General features: G+C 62.6%; 14 protein-coding genes. 6 read left to right on the forward strand and 8 right to left on the reverse strand.

The features are described 5' to 3' along the window. Positions 1-15: 15 nt before the first annotated feature. Genes ACSQ3I_RS10295 through ACSQ3I_RS10305 form a run of 3 tightly spaced genes read right to left on the reverse strand, consistent with a single transcriptional unit; the run spans position 16 to position 2,726 of the window. A complete protein-coding gene (locus ACSQ3I_RS10295; protein WP_435998495.1) occupies positions 16-729 on the reverse strand; it encodes an ABC transporter ATP-binding protein in 714 nt (237 codons plus the stop codon). After that, positions 726-1,463 (reverse strand): ABC transporter ATP-binding protein, encoded by a 738-nt coding sequence (locus tag ACSQ3I_RS10300; RefSeq protein ID WP_435998497.1) that lies wholly within the window; start codon positions 1,461-1,463, stop codon positions 726-728. Before ACSQ3I_RS10300 ends, ACSQ3I_RS10295 begins: the two co-directional genes overlap by 4 nt. Positions 1,464-1,469: 6 nt before the next feature. Further along, positions 1,470-2,726, reverse strand: coding sequence for an ABC transporter substrate-binding protein (locus ACSQ3I_RS10305; RefSeq protein ID WP_435998499.1), 1,257 nt, complete (start codon positions 2,724-2,726; stop codon positions 1,470-1,472). 195 nt (positions 2,727-2,921) lie between these two features. Here ACSQ3I_RS10305 and ACSQ3I_RS10310 point away from each other — a divergent pair, with 195 nt between their 5' ends. Continuing rightward, positions 2,922-3,737: an alpha/beta fold hydrolase gene (locus ACSQ3I_RS10310; protein WP_435998501.1), complete on the forward strand. Its 816-nt coding sequence runs from the start codon at positions 2,922-2,924 to the stop codon at positions 3,735-3,737. 4 nt (positions 3,738-3,741) lie between these two features. On the opposite strand, the gene ACSQ3I_RS10315 is transcribed toward ACSQ3I_RS10310, so the two are convergent. The 4 genes from ACSQ3I_RS10315 to ACSQ3I_RS10330 all read right to left on the reverse strand — a co-directional run bounded on the left by ACSQ3I_RS10315 (position 3,742) and on the right by ACSQ3I_RS10330 (position 8,083). Continuing rightward, positions 3,742-5,052, reverse strand: a complete 1,311-nt coding sequence (locus tag ACSQ3I_RS10315; protein WP_435998503.1) for an ABC transporter permease — start codon at positions 5,050-5,052, stop codon at positions 3,742-3,744. Next, complete coding sequence (locus tag ACSQ3I_RS10320; protein WP_435998505.1) at positions 5,049-5,756, reverse strand: ABC transporter ATP-binding protein; 708 nt, start codon at positions 5,754-5,756, stop codon at positions 5,049-5,051. Before ACSQ3I_RS10320 ends, ACSQ3I_RS10315 begins: the two co-directional genes overlap by 4 nt. Positions 5,757-5,761: 5 nt before the next feature. Next, positions 5,762-6,229 (reverse strand): hypothetical protein, encoded by a 468-nt coding sequence (locus ACSQ3I_RS10325; RefSeq protein WP_435998507.1) that lies wholly within the window; start codon positions 6,227-6,229, stop codon positions 5,762-5,764. Positions 6,230-6,325: 96 nt separating this feature from the next. After that, positions 6,326-8,083, reverse strand: a complete 1,758-nt coding sequence (locus ACSQ3I_RS10330) for an alkaline phosphatase (protein ID WP_435998509.1) — start codon at positions 8,081-8,083, stop codon at positions 6,326-6,328. A 279-nt stretch (positions 8,084-8,362) separates the two neighbouring features. Here ACSQ3I_RS10330 and ACSQ3I_RS10335 point away from each other — a divergent pair, with 279 nt between their 5' ends. Together ACSQ3I_RS10335 and ACSQ3I_RS10340 are read left to right on the forward strand one after the other, a co-directional pair. After that, a complete protein-coding gene (locus ACSQ3I_RS10335) occupies positions 8,363-8,923 on the forward strand; it encodes a sugar transferase (protein WP_435998510.1) in 561 nt (186 codons plus the stop codon). A 221-nt stretch (positions 8,924-9,144) separates the two neighbouring features. Beyond that, a complete protein-coding gene (locus ACSQ3I_RS10340) occupies positions 9,145-11,100 on the forward strand; it encodes a polysaccharide biosynthesis protein (RefSeq protein ID WP_435998512.1) in 1,956 nt (651 codons plus the stop codon). 48 nt (positions 11,101-11,148) lie between these two features. Here ACSQ3I_RS10340 and ACSQ3I_RS10345 read toward each other — a convergent pair whose 3' ends face one another. Beyond that, positions 11,149-12,543 (reverse strand): O-antigen ligase family protein, encoded by a 1,395-nt coding sequence (locus ACSQ3I_RS10345; RefSeq protein WP_435998513.1) that lies wholly within the window; start codon positions 12,541-12,543, stop codon positions 11,149-11,151. Between the two features lie 354 nt (positions 12,544-12,897). On the opposite strand from ACSQ3I_RS10345, the gene ACSQ3I_RS10350 reads away from it, so the two are divergent. The 3 genes from ACSQ3I_RS10350 to ACSQ3I_RS10360 all read left to right on the forward strand — a co-directional run bounded on the left by ACSQ3I_RS10350 (position 12,898) and on the right by ACSQ3I_RS10360 (position 16,983). Then, complete coding sequence (locus tag ACSQ3I_RS10350) at positions 12,898-14,211, forward strand: hypothetical protein (RefSeq protein ID WP_435998515.1); 1,314 nt, start codon at positions 12,898-12,900, stop codon at positions 14,209-14,211. Beyond that, positions 14,211-15,251: a glycoside hydrolase family 5 protein gene (locus ACSQ3I_RS10355; protein ID WP_435998517.1), complete on the forward strand. Its 1,041-nt coding sequence runs from the start codon at positions 14,211-14,213 to the stop codon at positions 15,249-15,251. The genes ACSQ3I_RS10350 and ACSQ3I_RS10355 overlap by 1 nt, the downstream gene beginning before the upstream one ends. A 97-nt stretch (positions 15,252-15,348) precedes the next feature. Further along, positions 15,349-16,983 (forward strand): GumC family protein, encoded by a 1,635-nt coding sequence (locus ACSQ3I_RS10360; RefSeq protein WP_435998519.1) that lies wholly within the window; start codon positions 15,349-15,351, stop codon positions 16,981-16,983. Positions 16,984-16,987 lie beyond the last annotated feature (4 nt).

Raw genomic sequence — 16,987 nt, forward strand, 5'->3', positions numbered from 1 at the left:
TCATCGCCTTGCCTCCTATTGGCCGAAATAGAGGGCCATGATTTCCGCATGGTCCATGGTTTCGCCGGGCTTGATCTCGGTCGCGACTTCGCCGTGGTTGATGAGGTAGAGGTGCTGCGACAACTCCAGCAGGAATTCGACGTCCTGCTCGACGACGATCAGCGGCACGCCGCCCTTCGAGATGTCGAGCACGGAGGCGCACAGCTCTTCCTTGATCTTCGGCGCCAGGCCGAGCGTCGGCTCGTCGAGGATCAGCAGTTTCGGGCTGCCCATCAGCGCCGTGCCGATCGACACCATCTGCCGCTCGCCGCCGGAGAGCGTGCGCACCTTCTGGCGCCAGCGCTCGGCAAGCTTCGGGAAGATCTTGACGACCTTTTCGCGGTTGGCGGCCTCGTCGGCGCGGGCGCGCTTGGTATAGGCGCCGAGCGTCAGGCATTCGGCAATCGTCAGATCGGGAAACAGCCGGTTGCCCTGCGGCACGTGGATCAGCCCCATGTCGACGATCGAGCGCGGGCTGGCATTGGCGATCGATTTGCCGTCGAAGGTGATCGAACCGCTCTTCGTCTTCAACAGGCCGGAAATGGTGCGCAGCAGCGTCGTCTTGCCGTGGCCGTTCGGGCCGAACAGGCCGACATTGCCGTGGTTGCCGACGGAGATGCTGAGGTCGTGCAGCACGTCGATGCGGCCGTAACCGGCGGTCAGCGACCGGACTTCGAGAAGCGCACTCATAGGTCGGGCTTCCTTGTTCCAAGATAAGCTTCGACGACGCGCGGATCTGATATCACCGTCTTCGGATCGCCCATGGCCAGCATCTGGCCCTGGTTGAGCACCAGCAGGTGCTGCGACAGCGTCATCAGGAAGGTCAGCACGTGCTCGATCAGCACGATGGTGATGCCGCGGGCGGCGATCTTGCGGATCAGGCCGATGGAGGTCTCGATTTCCGGCTTGGTGAGGCCGGAGGCCGGCTCGTCGAGCAGCAGGATGCGCGGCCCCATGGAAACGGCCGTCGCCAGCATCAGGCACTTGCGGTCGAAGACCGACAGCTCTTCCGCCAGGCGACCGAAATCCTTCGGCGCGATGCCGACGACATCGAGGGCTTGCGCCGCGTTTTCGCGCTGCGCCTTCGGCGTTGCCTGCCGGCCGCCATAGGTGGCGCCGATCATGGCGTTTTCGAAAACGGTCAGCTTGTCGAAGCTGGTTTCGCGCTGGAAGGTGCGCGCCAGGCCCATGCGGGCGATGTCGTTGCCGGATTTTCCCTGGATCTCGGTGCCGTCGAGCAGCACCGTGCCGCGATCGGGACCGAAAGGAATGCCGGTGATGGTGTTGAACAGCGTGCTCTTGCCGCTGCCGTTCGGGCCGGCAATGCCGAAGATCTCTCCGGCATTGACGCTGAAGGAGACGTCGTCCAAGGCCTTCAGCGAACCGAAGGCCTTGCCGACATTCCGGACGTCCAGAAGCGCCATGGCGACTTACTGCATCCAGGGCTGGGTCTTGAAGTCGCCGACCTTGTAGGCCTCGGGCGAAATCAGGGTGCGCTGGCCATCCCAGATCTGGAAGAAGGTGATCGGGATGAAATCGTCGCCCTGCATGGCGAGGTGGGTCGCCGGGTCGAACTTCAGGCGGCCGGCAACGACCTGCTTGTCGGTCTCGCCGATGGCCTTCATGATCGCCTTGTGATCGGCAGCGTCGCCGACCTTCTTCAGCGCGTCGGCATAGAGATAGACGATCTCATACAGCGCCAGGCCGTAGGTGCCGCTCTCGACGCCATACTTGTCCTTGAACTTCTTGGCGACCTCGTCGGCGCGCGGGTTCTTCGGTGAAACCAGCGGGCCGCCGAGCAGGTTGTAGATCACGCCGTTCGACTTTTCGCCGGTCAGCTGCACGAATTCCGGAACGCTGGGGGCGTATTGCAGGAAGACGAGGCTCTTGGTCGGCTGTTCCAGGAACTGGTTGAGGAACGAGGCGGAGTTGCCCGGCAGGTAGTCGGTGTTGATGACCAGGTCCGGCGGGTTTTCACGCACCTTGGCCAGGATCGAGCGCCAGTCGGTGACTTCGCCGAAGGGCACGAGCTCGTCGACGGTGATCGTCCAGCCCTTTTCGGTGAAGGTCTTCTTCATGCCTTCGGAAATGGTCTTGGAATAGGCGTTGTCGGAGGAGATGATCGCCACCTTCTTGGTCGGCAGCGTCACCTTGCCTTCGGCTGCGAGCTTTTCGACGAACGAGGTCACGTCGGTGTTGTAGGCGTCGAAGGACGGCGTCCACGACCAGCAGCAGTCATACTTGGACGGATCGGGCGCGATGATGTCCTTGGTCTGCTGCGAGGTGGCGGCGAGCACGTAAGGCATTTCCGCCTCGGCCATGGCGTCGATCTCGAAGTTGGTCAGGCTGGCGTAGCCGGTCAGCATAAAATGCACGTCGGTGTCGCCGATCAGGCGCTCGACGGCAGAGGTAACGTTCCCAGCCGACATGTCCTTGACGTCGCCGACCGAGAGTTCCAGCGTGTTGCCGTCGATGCCGCCGGCGGCGTTGATCTCGTCGATGGCGAGCTGTGCGCCGCGCTGGTATTCCTGGCCATCGGCGCTGGCCGGGCCGGTCAGCGGTGCGAGAAGGCCAATCTTGACGGTGTCGGCATGCGCGGCAGCGGCGGCGCTCAGCGACAGGGCGGCCAGCATGGTCGCCGTTTTTGCATAGCGTGTCAGGCGCTTGGTCAGTGATGTCGGGCTCATCCCGTATCCCCCTTAATTTTAGTGGTTATGGAAAAGTGGAATTTCTTACAATTTAGGCACACTCCGCATCTTTTGAAAAGAACATTTCATTGACGAGTCGTAAAAAAGGGCTAGTTTGTGAGCATGCAAATTATTTAAGCATCTGCTTTTACAGCGGCCTTTCGCTTAAAGCGGCGTGCGGAGAGGGAGATCGGAATGAGCGTCAAGGAATATAGCCTGGAAACCAGCCATGGCACGATCGCGGTGCGCGAGAGCGAAGGCGCGGGCATTCCCGTCCTGCTCGTGCATGGCAATTCCAGCGCCGGCGCGGTGTTTCGCAACCAGCTCGAAGGCGAACTCGGCAAGACCTTTCGCCTGATTGCGCCGGATCTCCCCGGCCACGGCAATTCCTCCGATGCCATCGACCCGGAACGCAGCTACTGCATGGAAGGGTATGCCGATGCCATGGCGGAGGTGCTGCGGCTGCTGAATGTCGAGAAGGCCGTGGTCTTCGGCTGGTCGCTCGGCGGCCATATCGGCCTCGAGATGATCAAGCGTTTCCCCGGCATGCTCGGCCTGATGATCACCGGCACGCCACCAGTTGCCGCCGACGAGGTCGGCCAGGGGTTCAAGCCGAGCAAGCACATGGGGCTTGCCGGCAAGGAACAGTTCACCGGCGAGGATGTCGAAAACTATGCCCGCAGCACCTGCGGCGAGCCGTTCGAAGCCTTTTTCCTCGATGTCGTCGGCCGCACCGACGGCCGGGCGCGGCGCATCATGTTCGAGAAATTCGCTGGCGGCACGGGGGATAACCAGAAGGATATCGTTGCTACCGCCAAGGTGCCGCTCGCCGTGGTCAACGGCATCGACGAACCCTTCGTCAACCTCGATTTCGTCTCGAAGGTGAAATACGCCAACCTGTGGGAAGGCAAGACCTACGGCATCGCCAATTCCGGCCACGCGCCCTTCTGGGACAAGCCGGCCGAATTCGATCCTTACCTGAAGCGTTTCATCACCGACGTTTCAGCCTGATCGTTCAGGCCCTCAACGCTGCGGCCGGTGATTGCCGATAGGCGAGAACGGCCGGCAGCGTCGCCAGCAAGGCGGCGAAGCCCATGAGCAGGCCAAGCGTCGCCAGATCGCCGCGCGCGAACGAGACCGGCAGAGTGATGCCGCTCTCGGCGGTGAACAGCCCCGACAGGACCTGCGCGGCGGCATAACCGATCAAGAATCCCAGTCCAATGCCGATGGCGATCAGCACGAAAAGCTCGCTCCAGACGATGGCGAAGACAGACAGCCGCGGCGCGCCAAAAGCCCGCAAGGCGCCGATCTGCCGCCGCCGCTGGCCGACATGGATGACCGTCACCAGGATCAATGAGGCGGCGACCAGCCCCTGCGCGCCGCTGGCGACGGCGATGAGGATCCGCTTGGCATCGCCGAGCGTGGCGTAAAGATTGGTCAGGACCTCGCCGGGGAAGACGGCGAGCGTATTGCCCTGCCGGTATTCCTGGCGCAGGCGATAGGCATCGGCAATCGTCTTCGGCTTGACGAGTATGGCCGGCAGGCCGGGTGTGCCGGCACCGAATGTTTCATCAAGCGCCGCGTGGGCGTCGGCATGATGGCCATGATCGTGGTCGTGGCCGGCATGATCGGCTTCCCCAGGCTCGCCCGCTGGCTTCTCGCCCCCGGCATGCGCTTCCGTTTCCGCCGCATGATCGTGATCCGCGTGCTCTTTCGCGCCTTCGCCGAGGCCGTGGATATGCCAGACGGCCTGGATCGGTACCAGGATGGCGCGGTCCCAGGCGGTGCCGGTCGGCTGCAGCTTGCCGGTGACGCGGTAGGCAAGTTCTGTGTGCGTATGGCCGCCCTCCAGCGGGCCGCCATGCATCGGCTTGACTTCGTCGCCGACGGAGAGTGCCACGGCGGAACCGATCACGGCTTCGCCCTCGGCATCGAACATCTGTCCTTCGGCAAAACCGCCGGCCGTATTGGCGATCAGCGCCGTCGTCGTACCGACGATCGGATAGCCCTGAAAAGAATCGCCGAACCCGATCGGCGCAGCCCAGGCGACGCGTGGATCGGCGGCGAGCTTGGCAAGCACCTCGCCCGGCATTAGCGGCAAAGGCGAGGCCTGCAGGAAAACGGAGGAGAGGACAAGCTGCGTTTCGCTGCCGGCCGCGCCGATGACGAGGTCGAACTTGTCGGCGGCACGGGCGCTGCCGAGGCGCAGCGATCGCTCCTGCAGCGTCACGGCGATGCCGAGCGCGGTTGCCAGCGCCACCAGCAGGATGACTACCATCGATCCGAGCCACAGACGTTTCAGGTCGGCAATAATGAAGCGGATCATGCCGGCACTCCATCCCTTGCCATTGCCGATGCAGCCTGCGTATCGCCGATGATGCGGCCGTTCGCCAGTTCGATGCGGCGCGTCAGCCGCTGCGTCAGCCGCGGGTCGTGCGAGACGACGATCAGCGTGCTGCCTTCGGCCTCCGACAGTTCGAGCAGCAGACGGCCGACGATCTCGCCGCTTTCCGGATCAAGGCTTGCAGTCGGTTCGTCGGCGACGATCAGGCCCGGCCGTCGCAGCAGGGCGCGGGCAACGGCGACGCGCTGCATTTCACCACGCGACATGGTCTCGATCTTCTGCTCGGGCCGCGAAAGGCCGGTGCGCTGCATCAGTTCGCGGGCGCGGCCGACATGGTCTGCGGTTGCGACCCGCGCCAGCCGGGCTGGCAGCAGGATATTGTCGAGCGCCGAAAGGCCGGGAAACAGATGAAAATCCTGCATGACGAGGCCGACATTTATCCCGCGCCAACGGTCGCGGGCACTTTCGGAGAGTTTTGTGAGATCGGTGCCGCTCCAGTCGATCCGGCCGCTGCGGACAGCTTCCAGGCCGGTAACGATGTTGACGAAGGTGCTTTTGCCCGAGCCGGAAGCCCCGGTCACGGCGACGCGTTCGCCGGCGGCAATCCCGAGCCGGTCGATGACGAGCACCGGAGACAGCAGGCCGGGATAAGAAATGGCGATCTGGCCGAGGTCAAGTGCCAGCATCGGGATCAGACTGTCGCATAGCTTGCCTGCCGCAGGCGCAGCAGGCTGAGGAAACCGGTCTCCGGATCGGTCCAGGAACCCATTTCAAGTGTGCCGCGCACCTCGATCGGGGCGCTGGGCTGCACGAAGGTCTGCTTTTCTCCAAGGTAGACGACAATGATGTTATCCGGCCAGTCGGCATCGGTGGAGCAGAACGGGCAGATCGACATCGGGATTTCGGTCAGCACGAAAAAGGCGGCCTCCGCCTTCAGCGGCGGGGCCATGAAGCCGCGGATGGCAACGTCCTTGCCGGTGAGCTGCTTGACCTTGTCGGAAAATTCGAGGCCGAGCACGCCGAACTTGCTGTAGAGTTCGTTGAAGCCGAGCGTGTCGGCGGCACGAGCGGCCGACGATCCGAACAGCGCGGCTGCGCTGGCGAGCACAAGCGTCTGGCGGCGGGTGAGAAGCGGAATGGTCCGGTCTGGGGTGCGCATGACGACCTCCGGTCTGGCAGCGTTTCCTCGAAAACGCCTTGAAACGGAAACGATCCGGGCAGGGTGAACCGCCCGGATCGCGATGTCCAGAAGAGCTTACTGCGTCTGCTTTACGCCGAGGGCGAAAGTGTCGGCGAGGACGCGGTAAACGTCGCTCTGCTCCATGTAACCCTTGAAGCCTTCCGAGCCCGGGCCGGTCGACTGAAGGACGATGTCGTCGACGGCGTGTACGCCGGTGTCGCCTTCCTTCGGAATATTGCCCTGAACGAACACGGCGCCGGGAACATCCTTGTAGGCTTCGTTGGCGACATATTCCTTCTTTTCGTTCTGAACGGCCGGAACGAACGGGCCGTCAAGCTTCGGGCGGAAGGTCTCGTAGTGGTCCGGACCGTTGTTGGCGCTGAGGAACAGGCGGCGGGTCACGTCGATCTTGTCCGGAAAGCCGTCACCGTTTTCGTCGGTGTAGTTCGGGAAGCCGGCAGAGGCGTAGGTGCCGACCTTCTCGCGCATCTCGGTGCCTTCCTTCTCGTCATCGACGGTGCCGATGATCGAGACGCCGTGGGTGTGGTCGCCGGTGACGACGATCAGCGTGTCGGGGTTCTTGGCAGCGAATTCGCGGGCAACGCCGATGGCCTGGTCGAATTCGATGGTGTCGACGACGGCGCGATCCCAATCGAGCGGATGGGACATCTTGTCGATGTTGGCGGCTTCGACCATCAGGAAGAAGCCTTCCGGGTTCTTCGACAGTTCGCCGAGCGCGGCCTTGGTCATGTCGACGAGGCCCGGCTGGTTCGGGAATTTCTCGACGGTGCCCTTCTTCAGGAACTCGCGGTCGAGCGTCGAATCCATGTTGCCGGTGTGGAACAGGCCGAGGATCTTGCCGGTGTTGGTGCCGGCTGCCGTCTCAAGCTCGGCCTTGTCGGTCGCCAGCGTGTAACCCGCGTCCTGGAAGAGCTTGATGTAGTCCTTGTCGTCCTTGCGCTTCGAGCCGGGTGTGTCCTTGCCCAGGAAGTAGGCGGAGCCGCCGCCGAGCAGCACGTCCGGCTTGACGCCGAGCAGCATGCCGACGATCTCTGCCTTGTCGCCGCGCTTGCGGGTATGGGAAACGACGGCGGCCGGGGTGGCGTCTTCGACTTCGGCCGGCGAAACGATGCCGATCGACTTCTTCGTCTGGCGGCGCAGGGCTTCGGCAAAGGTCTCGACCTTCGGGTCGTCGAGGCTGTCCGGCGTGCGGTCGGCGTAAACGCCCAGCGCGTTCACGGCCGTCTTGTGGCCGGTCATGTAGGCGGACATGGTGTTGGCGCTGTCGGTGGCGACGGCATCGGTGGCCGAGGTGCCGACGAAGGCCATGCGGTCCATCTCGTCCATGTTCAGGCGGCCGTTCGCCTTGCCTTCGGTCATGCCCTTGGACATGATGCGGGCGGCGGTGCGGTGGGCAACGGAGAGGCCGTCACCGATCAGGAAGATGATGTTCTTGGCCTTCGGGGTTTCCGAGGTGCCGTAGACGTCCCAGGTCACCGACTTGGTTTCCGAACCGGCCGAAACTTCGACCGTGTAGGCGCCGGCATTGGCGATGGTCAGGCCGCGGAGGACGAGGGCGGAACCGAGGACCTTGTCCTCCTTGCCCTTTTCTTCGGCAACGAATTCCGGCTCGGAACCGAAGACGGTCTTGTAGTCTTCACCGTTGACGGTGACCTTGACGTCTTCCGGCTTGACCACCGACTTGAATTCGACCTTGAAATCGAAGGGCGAGCCGGTCAGGACCGTGGCGCGGTCGAGCGGATAGATGGTCGTCGCCTGGGCGGCGCCGGCGAGAAAGGTCGTGGCGATGAGAGTCGCGAACAGATTGCGCATGAGAGCCTCGCTGTTGGAGCAGAGTGAAAAGGCGAGGTCTCGATAGCCCCGGGGTATGACACAGGCATGACGGCGGTGGCAGCAGCGCATGCTTGCCGCTTGCGCGCGATATTGCTAGAGAAGCCGCGTGCGGAGGCGTTTCCCGAGGCCGAAAGACGGCTGCGTATGGATGTCTGTCCACCGGTGATGCGCGCTCGAAATGGCGGCATCTTCGCACACTGGTTTCGATCATGCAGCCGCGTCCGGGCCTATCCGGCGCGCCGAGGTTCCGGAGTTCAATTGAAACGCCTCTTCGATTTTACGGTGGCATTGTTCGCGACCGTCATCCTTGTTGTGCCTGTCGTCGTTGTCGCGCTTGTCGTGCGCTTCACGTCACCGGGACCGGTGCTCTACTGGTCCGAGCGGGTCGGGCGCAACAACCGCATCTTCCGCATGCCGAAATTCCGCAGCATGCGCATCGACACGCCGCAGGTCGCGACGCATCTTCTGGCCGATCCGGCAACCTATCTGACACCCGTCGGTTCTTTCCTGCGCCGCTCCAGCCTCGACGAGTTGCCACAACTCTGGTCGATCCTGACCGGCGACATGAGTTTTGTCGGGCCGCGGCCGGCGCTGTTCAACCAGCATGACCTGGTTGCGCTCAGGACCGAACGCGGCGTTCACGTCCTGACGCCCGGCCTGACCGGATGGGCGCAGATCAACGGCCGCGACGAACTGTCGATCCCGGAGAAAGTGCGGCTGGATGAGGACTATCTGCGCCGCCGCTCCTTCATGTTCGACCTGCAGATCCTGTTCATGACGTTCTTTCGCGTCGCGGGCCGGTACGGTGTGGCGCATTGACGAGGTCGCTGCGGCTTTTCGGTCGCTTCGGTGAAAATTCGGCGGAGTTCATCTTGGATTCAGCCGCGCCGACGCAATTTAAACGGGATGGCGGCGTTGTGTCGCTTGCTGGAACCGCAGGAAAGGCCGATAAAGGCCGCTTGTCGGTGGGGGGCAGGCCGGGCATTGCCTTTGTTTTCAGCGGTTCCGGCTTGGCCGAACAGTCATACGAGTAGAATTGCATGCCTGCGGAGATCTATGTTGCGCCGTTCCTGGCTTTGCCGCGCTTTATAAAGCGCCTGCTCGCCGTTTCCGTCGATGCCAGCCTGTGCGTGATCACGGTGTGGCTGGCCTATTGCTTCCGGCTGGACGGCTGGGTGGCGCTGAGTGGCATCCAGTGGCTGCCGGTCGCCGTGTCGCTGATGCTGGCGTTGCCGATCTTCGTAGTCATGGGGCTGTATCGGGCGATCTTCCGCTATGCCGGCTGGTCGGCCTTCATGACCGTCATCAAGGCGGTCGCCATCTACGGGCTGATCTTCATCACCCTGTTCACGGCGATCAGCGTTCCCGGCGTGCCGCGCACCGTCGGCCTGTTGCAGCCGCTCCTGCTTTTGATCGCCATCGGCCTGTCGCGCATGTTCACCCGCTATTGGCTGGGCGACGCCTATCATCGGCTGCTGCGTCGCAATTCCATGTCGAAGGTGCTGATCTACGGGGCTGGCAATGCCGGCCGCCAGCTGGCAGGCGCTCTTGCCAACAGCCTGGAGTTGAAGGTTGTCGGTTACCTCGACGACGACCGCAAGCTGCAGGGCTCGATCATGGGCGGGCTGCCGATCTACAATCCCGACGATTTGCCCAGCCTGGTGCCCGCCTTCGATATCGGCGACATCCTGCTCGCCGTTCCCTCGGCCAACCGCAACCGGCGCAACGATATTCTCGACAATATCCGCAAGGCCAAGGTCAACGTCCGTACCCTGCCGGACCTGACGGCGCTGGCGCAGGGCCTCGTGACGGTCTCGAACCTGCGCGAGCTCGATATCGAGGACCTGCTGGGCCGCGATACGGTGGAGCCCCGCCGGGATCTCCTGGAGAAGAATATCCACGGCAAGACGGTTCTCGTTACCGGCGCAGGCGGGTCCATCGGCAGCGAGTTGTGCCGACAGATCATGAAGATCGGCCCGGCGACCCTGCTTCTGGTGGAGCAGAGCGAATTCGCGCTCTACGAGATCCAGGCGGAACTGACGAAGATCTGCGACGGCCGCGATATCCGCATCGTTCCCGTCCTCGCCTCGGTGCGCGACGGGGTGCGTTTCCGGCAGATTCTCGAGGCCTGGCGCCCCGAAACCATCTATCATACCGCCGCCTACAAGCATGTGCCGCTGGTGGAATACAATCCGGCCGAAGGCATCCGCAACAACGTCATGGGCACGGTCACCGCAGCGCTTGCAGCGCGCGAGGCCGGCGTTTCCGATTTCGTGCTGATCAGCACTGACAAGGCCGTGCGCCCGACCAACATCATGGGCGCCAGCAAGCGGCTGGCCGAGATGGCGCTGCAGGCGCTTGCCGCCGAACGGGTCGAAAGCGGCAAGGCGACGACGTTCACCATCGTCCGTTTCGGCAACGTGCTGGGTTCGTCGGGATCGGTGGTGCCGCTTTTCCGCCAGCAGGTGCGCGAAGGTGGGCCGGTGACGCTGACGCATCCGGATATCACCCGCTATTTCATGACCATTCCGGAGGCTTCCCAGCTGGTGATCCAGGCTGGCGCCATGTCCGAAGGCGGCGATCTCTTCATCCTCGATATGGGTGAGCCGGTAAAAATCCTCGATCTCGCCCACCGGATCATCGAACTGTCCGGCTTCACCGTACGCGATGACGACAATCCGCAAGGCGATATCGAACTGGCGATCACCGGGTTGCGGCCGGGCGAAAAACTCTATGAAGAACTGTTGATCGGCGACAATCCGATGGGGACGCAGCATCCCCGTATCATGAAGGCGCGAGAGGATTTCCTGCCCTGGAGCGAGTTCCAGCGACGGCTTTCGATGCTGGAGTCCATCCTCGACCAGAACGATATCCTGGCGGCCCGTTCGTTCCTCGAAACCCTGGTGTCCGGTTATGTGCCGAACGGCGAGGTGGTGGATCTCGTTTATGTCGAGAACAGCACCCATGTCCCCGCCGGGCAGGGACACGCCGCCTGAAGCCGCAAGCGATGACGGTCGCCATGCCCTGCCGGCCTCGGGATGTTTCTAAACCGTCTGCTGAAGCGGCAGAACGCTTTCCTGGGGCAGGCTTGAGCGGTCCGGGCTCATCCCCTGTGCCCCCAGCTGCTTCCTGAGCAGGTCGGCGGCAATCAGGCTGGAGATGGCGACGGCGCCGACGAGCAGGAAGAACATCTCGCCGATCGCCAACCGGTTGTTGGAATTGCTGAGCAGCGTCACGCAGAAGAAGATGATCGTCGCGTAGTAGCAGTGCAAGGCCGGCAGGGAAATCAGCGATAGCTTTTGCGCGTTGCGCACAGCCGAAAGGAAGCCTGCCAGCAGCACGAAGAAGACGGTAAGGCCGAAGATGCCGTGGCGGATGGCGATTTCCATGTAGCCGTTGTGGATCAGCGTATAACCGACCTTTGAATAACGCGTCAGTTTCCAGCTGTCGAGCCAGTGGTTGCCCTGTCCGAACAGCGGCGCGGCGCTGAACACTTCCCACGCGTTCGACCAGAGCTGCAGACGCTCGTTCATCGAGAGCGGCGTCTGGTCGGACGCGATGGTATCGTTCATCATCTTCGAAATGTCGCCGCCGGCGGCGTATTCGTTCCAGCCGGCGCCGATGGCCGACAGGGTCGGCCCTGTCGTCGCGATCAGGTTTTGCCAGAACAGGGCGATCCCGCCGATCAGCACGGCAAGGATCGCCAGCGACAGACATCGCGCCGAAAAGGCGCGCATGTAACTCTGCGCCAGCAGGAAGATCACCGGAAAGGTGACGGCCGTCGCCAGCCAGACACCCTTCGATTTCGAACCGTAGATGTTGAGCAGCGCCAGGGTGATGATCACCGGTGCCGCAGCCATCGCGAATTTTGCGATGGCTCCCGAGCGCATCTCACCGCGGGTATAATGCATCAGCCAGAAGAAGGCGCAGATCATGATCAGGCCGCAGGCGACGGCGCCGTGGATACGGTTCTTCTGGATCAGCGGCGTGATCGCTTCTCCAGCGAGAATGGGAAGATACTGGGTGGTGGCCAGCAGGAAGACGAGGACGATGGCAAAATAGATGGCAACGATCTTTTCCACATGCGGCCGGAAGATAAACAGCGTGATGCCAAGCAGGGGGAAGAAGATCGGGAAGATGTAAAGCCACTCGGAGGCACCTTTCTGGTGCACCGGTCCATCGAAATAGAGGATGAGGAAGCGGGCCGTGGCATAGAGGCCCCAGGCGATGCACAGCCATCCCGCCCAGTGCAGGCGGACGAAAGACCGGTATTTCCAGAAATAGAAGAGCCCGGCGGCGACGAGAATCATCGTCACATACCGATAGGCGTCCGATTCGATCATCGTCGGCGTCAGCAGGACGAGCCAGAGGAACGAGCCGATGATGGCGACGAAAAATCCCGGTCGCGGCGCCTCGCCAACACGCATCAGGTCCGGCACAACGCGTCTCCCTGGCCAGGAAGGCAAGCAGGATCCAGTAAAAAAAGGCGCAGATACTTCAATGCCGAATCATCCAGCGAATATTTGTCCAAGGCGATCATGTCTTGTCGCACCGCGAAACGGCGCTTGTCCCACCACCGTTCGATCCCAAATCATCAGAAATTGGTTTCGACAGGTCAATACGTGCAGAAGAGCACGATCAAACGGCTATCACAGGCTTTTGACAGGGTAAACACCGTAAGGGTTAACAAAGAATTAGCTTCCACCCGGTAGAGCTTCCAACAGAGCGGCCGGGCGACGATTCGAGAGGTTTCGGCCCATGGTGCCGCAGGTTCGAGGCTGCGGAGCAAGACCGTGCGAATTGCGACGACGGAAACGCTGAAGGACAGGTTCATCATCGCCGCCGTCCTGCTGTCGGTGGTCTACAATGCCGTGCTTGCCATCATCAATGCCCATGTGATGCGCCTGGGGTTTGCGCATGTCGCGATGAGCGAAGTGCTGATCCTTGCGTTGGCGCTGTTCTACCTTCTGCGCCACGGCCTGCGGCAGGAGGATTTTTCGCTTCTCTGTTTCCTGATGTTCACGCTGCTTCTGGCGCTTTACGTCTCGGCGCTCAACGGCAAGGTCTATATCGATTATTTCCGCAACATCCTGATCATCTTCTGCTTTGCGGCGCTCGGCACCCGCGCCAACGACAAGACCGTCAGGACGGCCTTTCATCTGGCTTGCCTGGCGGTCATGCTGGTGCTGGTCTGCGAGATCGTGTCGCTGCAGCTTTACGCCGGCATCTTCAGGCCCGGCTCCTATTTCGAAGCCACCCGCGGGCTGAAGCAGCCGGACTATGACGGTTCCGGCCTGTTCGGCAATGCGCTCGGTTTCAAGGGGCGCCTGACCTTCGGCCTCATCGGTCACCGCGCCTCCTCGCTTTTCCTCGAGCAGGTGTCGCTGTCGAACTTCGCCGGCGTGATGATGATGTATTGCCTGTTTTTTTGGCCGGAGCTGAAGCGCCGGATACGGCTTCTGCTGCTCTTGAGCATCGTGCTCATTCTCCTGACCACCGCGTCGCGGACGATGCTGATCTTTTCCGCCGTCTGCCTCTGCGGATATTTCGTCTTTCCTTATATACCAAAGATCCTCAACCTGCTGGTCATGCCGCTGATCCTCCTGGCCGCGCTCGTGATCTTCATGCTGAAGCCGGAGGCGACGGGTGACAATTTCATCGGCCGCGTGGTGCTGACCATGCGGCATATGTCCGGTATCGACCTGCCGGCGATCCTCGGCCTGTCCATCGGCGAAGCGGCCGGTTTCGTCGACAGCGGTTACGTCTACATCGTTTATGCCGGAACCATTTTCAGCCTGGTCGCCTTCTGGCTGTTCGTGACCTTGTATCCTTCCGGCGAAACGCCGCGGCAGCGGCGGCTGGCGCATGCGCTGCCGGTCTTTCTCTTCCTCAACCTTATGATCGGCGCGACGCCGATCTTCACCGCCAAGATCGCCGGCTTGCTGTGGCTGCTGGTGGGGCATGCGAAATTCAACGATCGTCCCGGCCGGCAGCCCGCCCGGACGCGCCCTTCGATGCGATCTGTGGACGGTCGCCGGCGGATGGGCGCGGGGCAGGCAACGCCCGGTTCGGTTCTGGCGCGCAACACCGGGCAGGAGGTCTTTTGATGCACAACACCCTTCGAACGGCGCTGGCTGCCCTTCTTCTCGCTATGACCGGCTCGCCAGCGGCCGAGGCGGCGCCGCTGTGTTTCCGGGGCGTCAACCTTGCCGGCGCCGAATACGGGGAAGGAATCGGCACCTACGGCAAGGATTACATCTATCCTTCCGAAAAGACGGTTGCCTATTTCGCCGCAAAAGGCATGGACACGATCCGTCTGCCGTTCAAATGGGAAAGATTGCAGCCGCAGCTGGGCGCCCGGCTCAACGGCGCTGAATTGCAGCGTCTCAAGGATGCGGTCACCCTGATCCGCAAACACGGCATGCGCATCGTTCTCGATCCGCACAATTACGCCTATTACGGCGGCAAGCAGATCGGCAGCCGCGACGTGCCGTCTTTTGCCTTCGCCGAATTCTGGGCGCGCCTGTCCGTCGAGTTTGCCGGCGAAAAGGATGTGGTGTTCGGTCTGATGAACGAGCCGCACGACATTGCTGCTTCCGATTGGCTGGTTGCCGCCAACGCGGCGATCCGGGCGATCCGCACGGTGGGTGCGAACAATCTTGTCCTGGTGCCGGGCACGGCGTGGACGGGGGCGCACAGCTGGGCGGCGGACCGGCCGGGCGGCTCGAACGCGACGGTGATGCTCGGCATCGAGGATCCGGCCGACAATCATGCCTACGAGTTTCATCAGTATCTCGACAGCGATTATTCGGGCACCCATACCGCCTGCGACAAGGCCGAGAATGCGGCCGCAGCCCTACTGCAGGTGACGGACTGGCTGAAGACCAACCGTAAGCGCGGCTTCCTTGGCGAATTCGGGGCGGCTGCCAATCCGCAGTGCCTCAAGGGCCTGGAAAATATGCTCGACGTCGTCTCGGCCAACGGCGACGTCTGGCTCGGCTGGACCTATTGGGCGGCCGGTGACTGGTGGCCGGCCGACGAACCGATGAACGTGCAGCCAACGGCGGACGGCGATCGCAGACAGCTGCAGGTCCTGACGAAAGCCATCCACGCTTCGGGTGGCGATGCCGCCTGCACGGGCGGCTGAGCGTTGGCGACGCTCGGAAAGACTACATTAACCAAGAGATCATAGAATTTCGCCACTGGTCGCTGAATGCCACGGCCATCGAAGGCAGGCGTGTGTCATGAGCTGGTTCAAAACCGACAAGGAGAGGGTGGTTCACGCCCGGCGTGATGCCGCCGCCGCAAAGGCAAACCCTGCCGTGTCCCGGGGGCCGGTGATCCGCGCTTCCGATTTCTCGCCCCGTCCAGCCAGCCTGCTCGATGCCGAATTTTTCCCGCAGGAGCCGGTGCAACTGCGCCGCCCGAACCAACGGCGCGAAGAGCCGGTACCGGAGGCGAAGCCGGTCGTGTTTCGTGAGCCGCCGGCGCAGTCCTTCGTCGAAGAACCGCTGGAGGACGACACACCGCTCCTCGATACCCGTTCCGTCGTGCGCGCCATCTGGCACAATGGCAAGCTGGTCATCGCGCTGGCCGTGCTCGGGGCGTTGCTGGGTGGTGCGGCAACGGTGATGTTGCCGCGCAAATATTCCGCCACCGCCAGCCTCTACTTCGACCCGCGGCAAATCCAGCTGAACGACAATCCGGCGACGCCGACTTCGTTCAGCCGCGATGCCTTTCTGGCCGTCATCGACAGCCAGACGCATATTCTCCTTTCCAAGCAGGTGCTGGAAAAGGCGGCCGTTTCCCTGCAACTGGACAGAAACCCGGCTTTCAGCGAGGGCATGGTGCCGCCGATGCCGACGGTGATCGCCAACCTGCAGAAGGCGGCGGCGATTTCGCGCGAGGACAATGCCTACGTCGTCAATCTCACCGTCGTCAGCAAGAGCGCGGTGCAATCCGCCGAAATCGCCAACCAGATCGTTTCCACCTTCCTGCGGGAGGAAGACACGGCTTCGGCCGGCATCTACCGCGATACGAGTTCGCTGCTCGACGGCCGGCTGGACGAACTCGGCCAGCGGCTGCAGGAGGCGGAAAAATCCGTCGAAACCTACAAGGCTGACAACGACATGGTCAGTGCCGACGGCAGCCTGATCGCCGACAAGCGGCTGGTGTCGCTCAATGAGTTGCTGGTGACCGCCCAGACCAAGACCATCGAGGCCAAGGCGAAGGCGGATGCCGTTTCGAAACTTCGCTTCGAGGACATGCTGGCCGGCTCGCTGCCGGACGACGTCACCTCGGCGGCGCTGGCCGACCTGCGGCGGCAATACGGTGCGACGGCTGCCAATGTCAAAAGCCTCGAAAGCCAGCTCGGAAGCCGGCATCCGCAACTGTTGGCGGCAAAGGCCTCGCTCGACGGGCTGAGCGGCGAAATCCGTCGCGAACTGCAGCGGTTCGTATCGTTGGCCAAGGCCGATCTGGAACAGGCGCAGAAGGCCGAGGCGGATGTCGCCAAGGAACTGGCGGTCCAGAAGGCGACGCAGAACAATTCCTCGATCCGCCAGGTGGAGCTCAAGGAACTGGAGCGCCGCGCCGCCGCCGCCCGCGACATCTACGAGACGATGCTCAAGCGCACCCGCCAGACCAGCGAGGAGGAGAACCTGACACGGAGCAACATCCGGGTGATCTCTGCCGCCGAGCCGCCGTTGAAGGCGGATGGCCCAGGCAACACGACGTTGCTGGTTGCCGGTATCTTCGGCGGTTTCCTCTTTGGCGCAGGCCTTGCCGTCACCTATGCCGTCCTCCGCATGATGTCGGCGCATCCCGGCTTGCGCGGCTATCTTTCCGAGCCGCCACGAACCCGGCGGGATATCGCCTGACAAT

The organism is Rhizobium sp. LjRoot30 (genome assembly GCF_964253915.1).
Lineage (GTDB): Bacteria > Pseudomonadota > Alphaproteobacteria > Rhizobiales > Rhizobiaceae > Metarhizobium.

Excerpts from the sequence above, each read along its gene's own strand:
- ACSQ3I_RS10325 (WP_435998507.1), bottom strand. The coding sequence starts at position 6,229 with ATGCGCACCCCAGACCGGACCATTCCGCTTCTCACCCGCCGCCAGACG.
- ACSQ3I_RS10295 (WP_435998495.1), bottom strand. The coding sequence starts at position 729 with ATGAGTGCGCTTCTCGAAGTCCGGTCGCTGACCGCCGGTTACGGCCGC.
- ACSQ3I_RS10330 (WP_435998509.1), bottom strand. The coding sequence starts at position 8,083 with ATGCGCAATCTGTTCGCGACTCTCATCGCCACGACCTTTCTCGCCGGC.
- ACSQ3I_RS10305 (WP_435998499.1), bottom strand. The coding sequence starts at position 2,726 with ATGAGCCCGACATCACTGACCAAGCGCCTGACACGCTATGCAAAAACG.
- ACSQ3I_RS10315 (WP_435998503.1), bottom strand. The coding sequence starts at position 5,052 with ATGATCCGCTTCATTATTGCCGACCTGAAACGTCTGTGGCTCGGATCG.
- ACSQ3I_RS10300 (WP_435998497.1), bottom strand. The coding sequence starts at position 1,463 with ATGGCGCTTCTGGACGTCCGGAATGTCGGCAAGGCCTTCGGTTCGCTG.
- ACSQ3I_RS10320 (WP_435998505.1), bottom strand. The coding sequence starts at position 5,756 with ATGCTGGCACTTGACCTCGGCCAGATCGCCATTTCTTATCCCGGCCTG.
- ACSQ3I_RS10310 (WP_435998501.1), top strand. The coding sequence starts at position 2,922 with ATGAGCGTCAAGGAATATAGCCTGGAAACCAGCCATGGCACGATCGCG.
- ACSQ3I_RS10360 (WP_435998519.1), top strand. The coding sequence starts at position 15,349 with ATGAGCTGGTTCAAAACCGACAAGGAGAGGGTGGTTCACGCCCGGCGT.
- ACSQ3I_RS10340 (WP_435998512.1), top strand. The coding sequence starts at position 9,145 with ATGCCTGCGGAGATCTATGTTGCGCCGTTCCTGGCTTTGCCGCGCTTT.
- ACSQ3I_RS10355 (WP_435998517.1), top strand. The coding sequence starts at position 14,211 with ATGCACAACACCCTTCGAACGGCGCTGGCTGCCCTTCTTCTCGCTATG.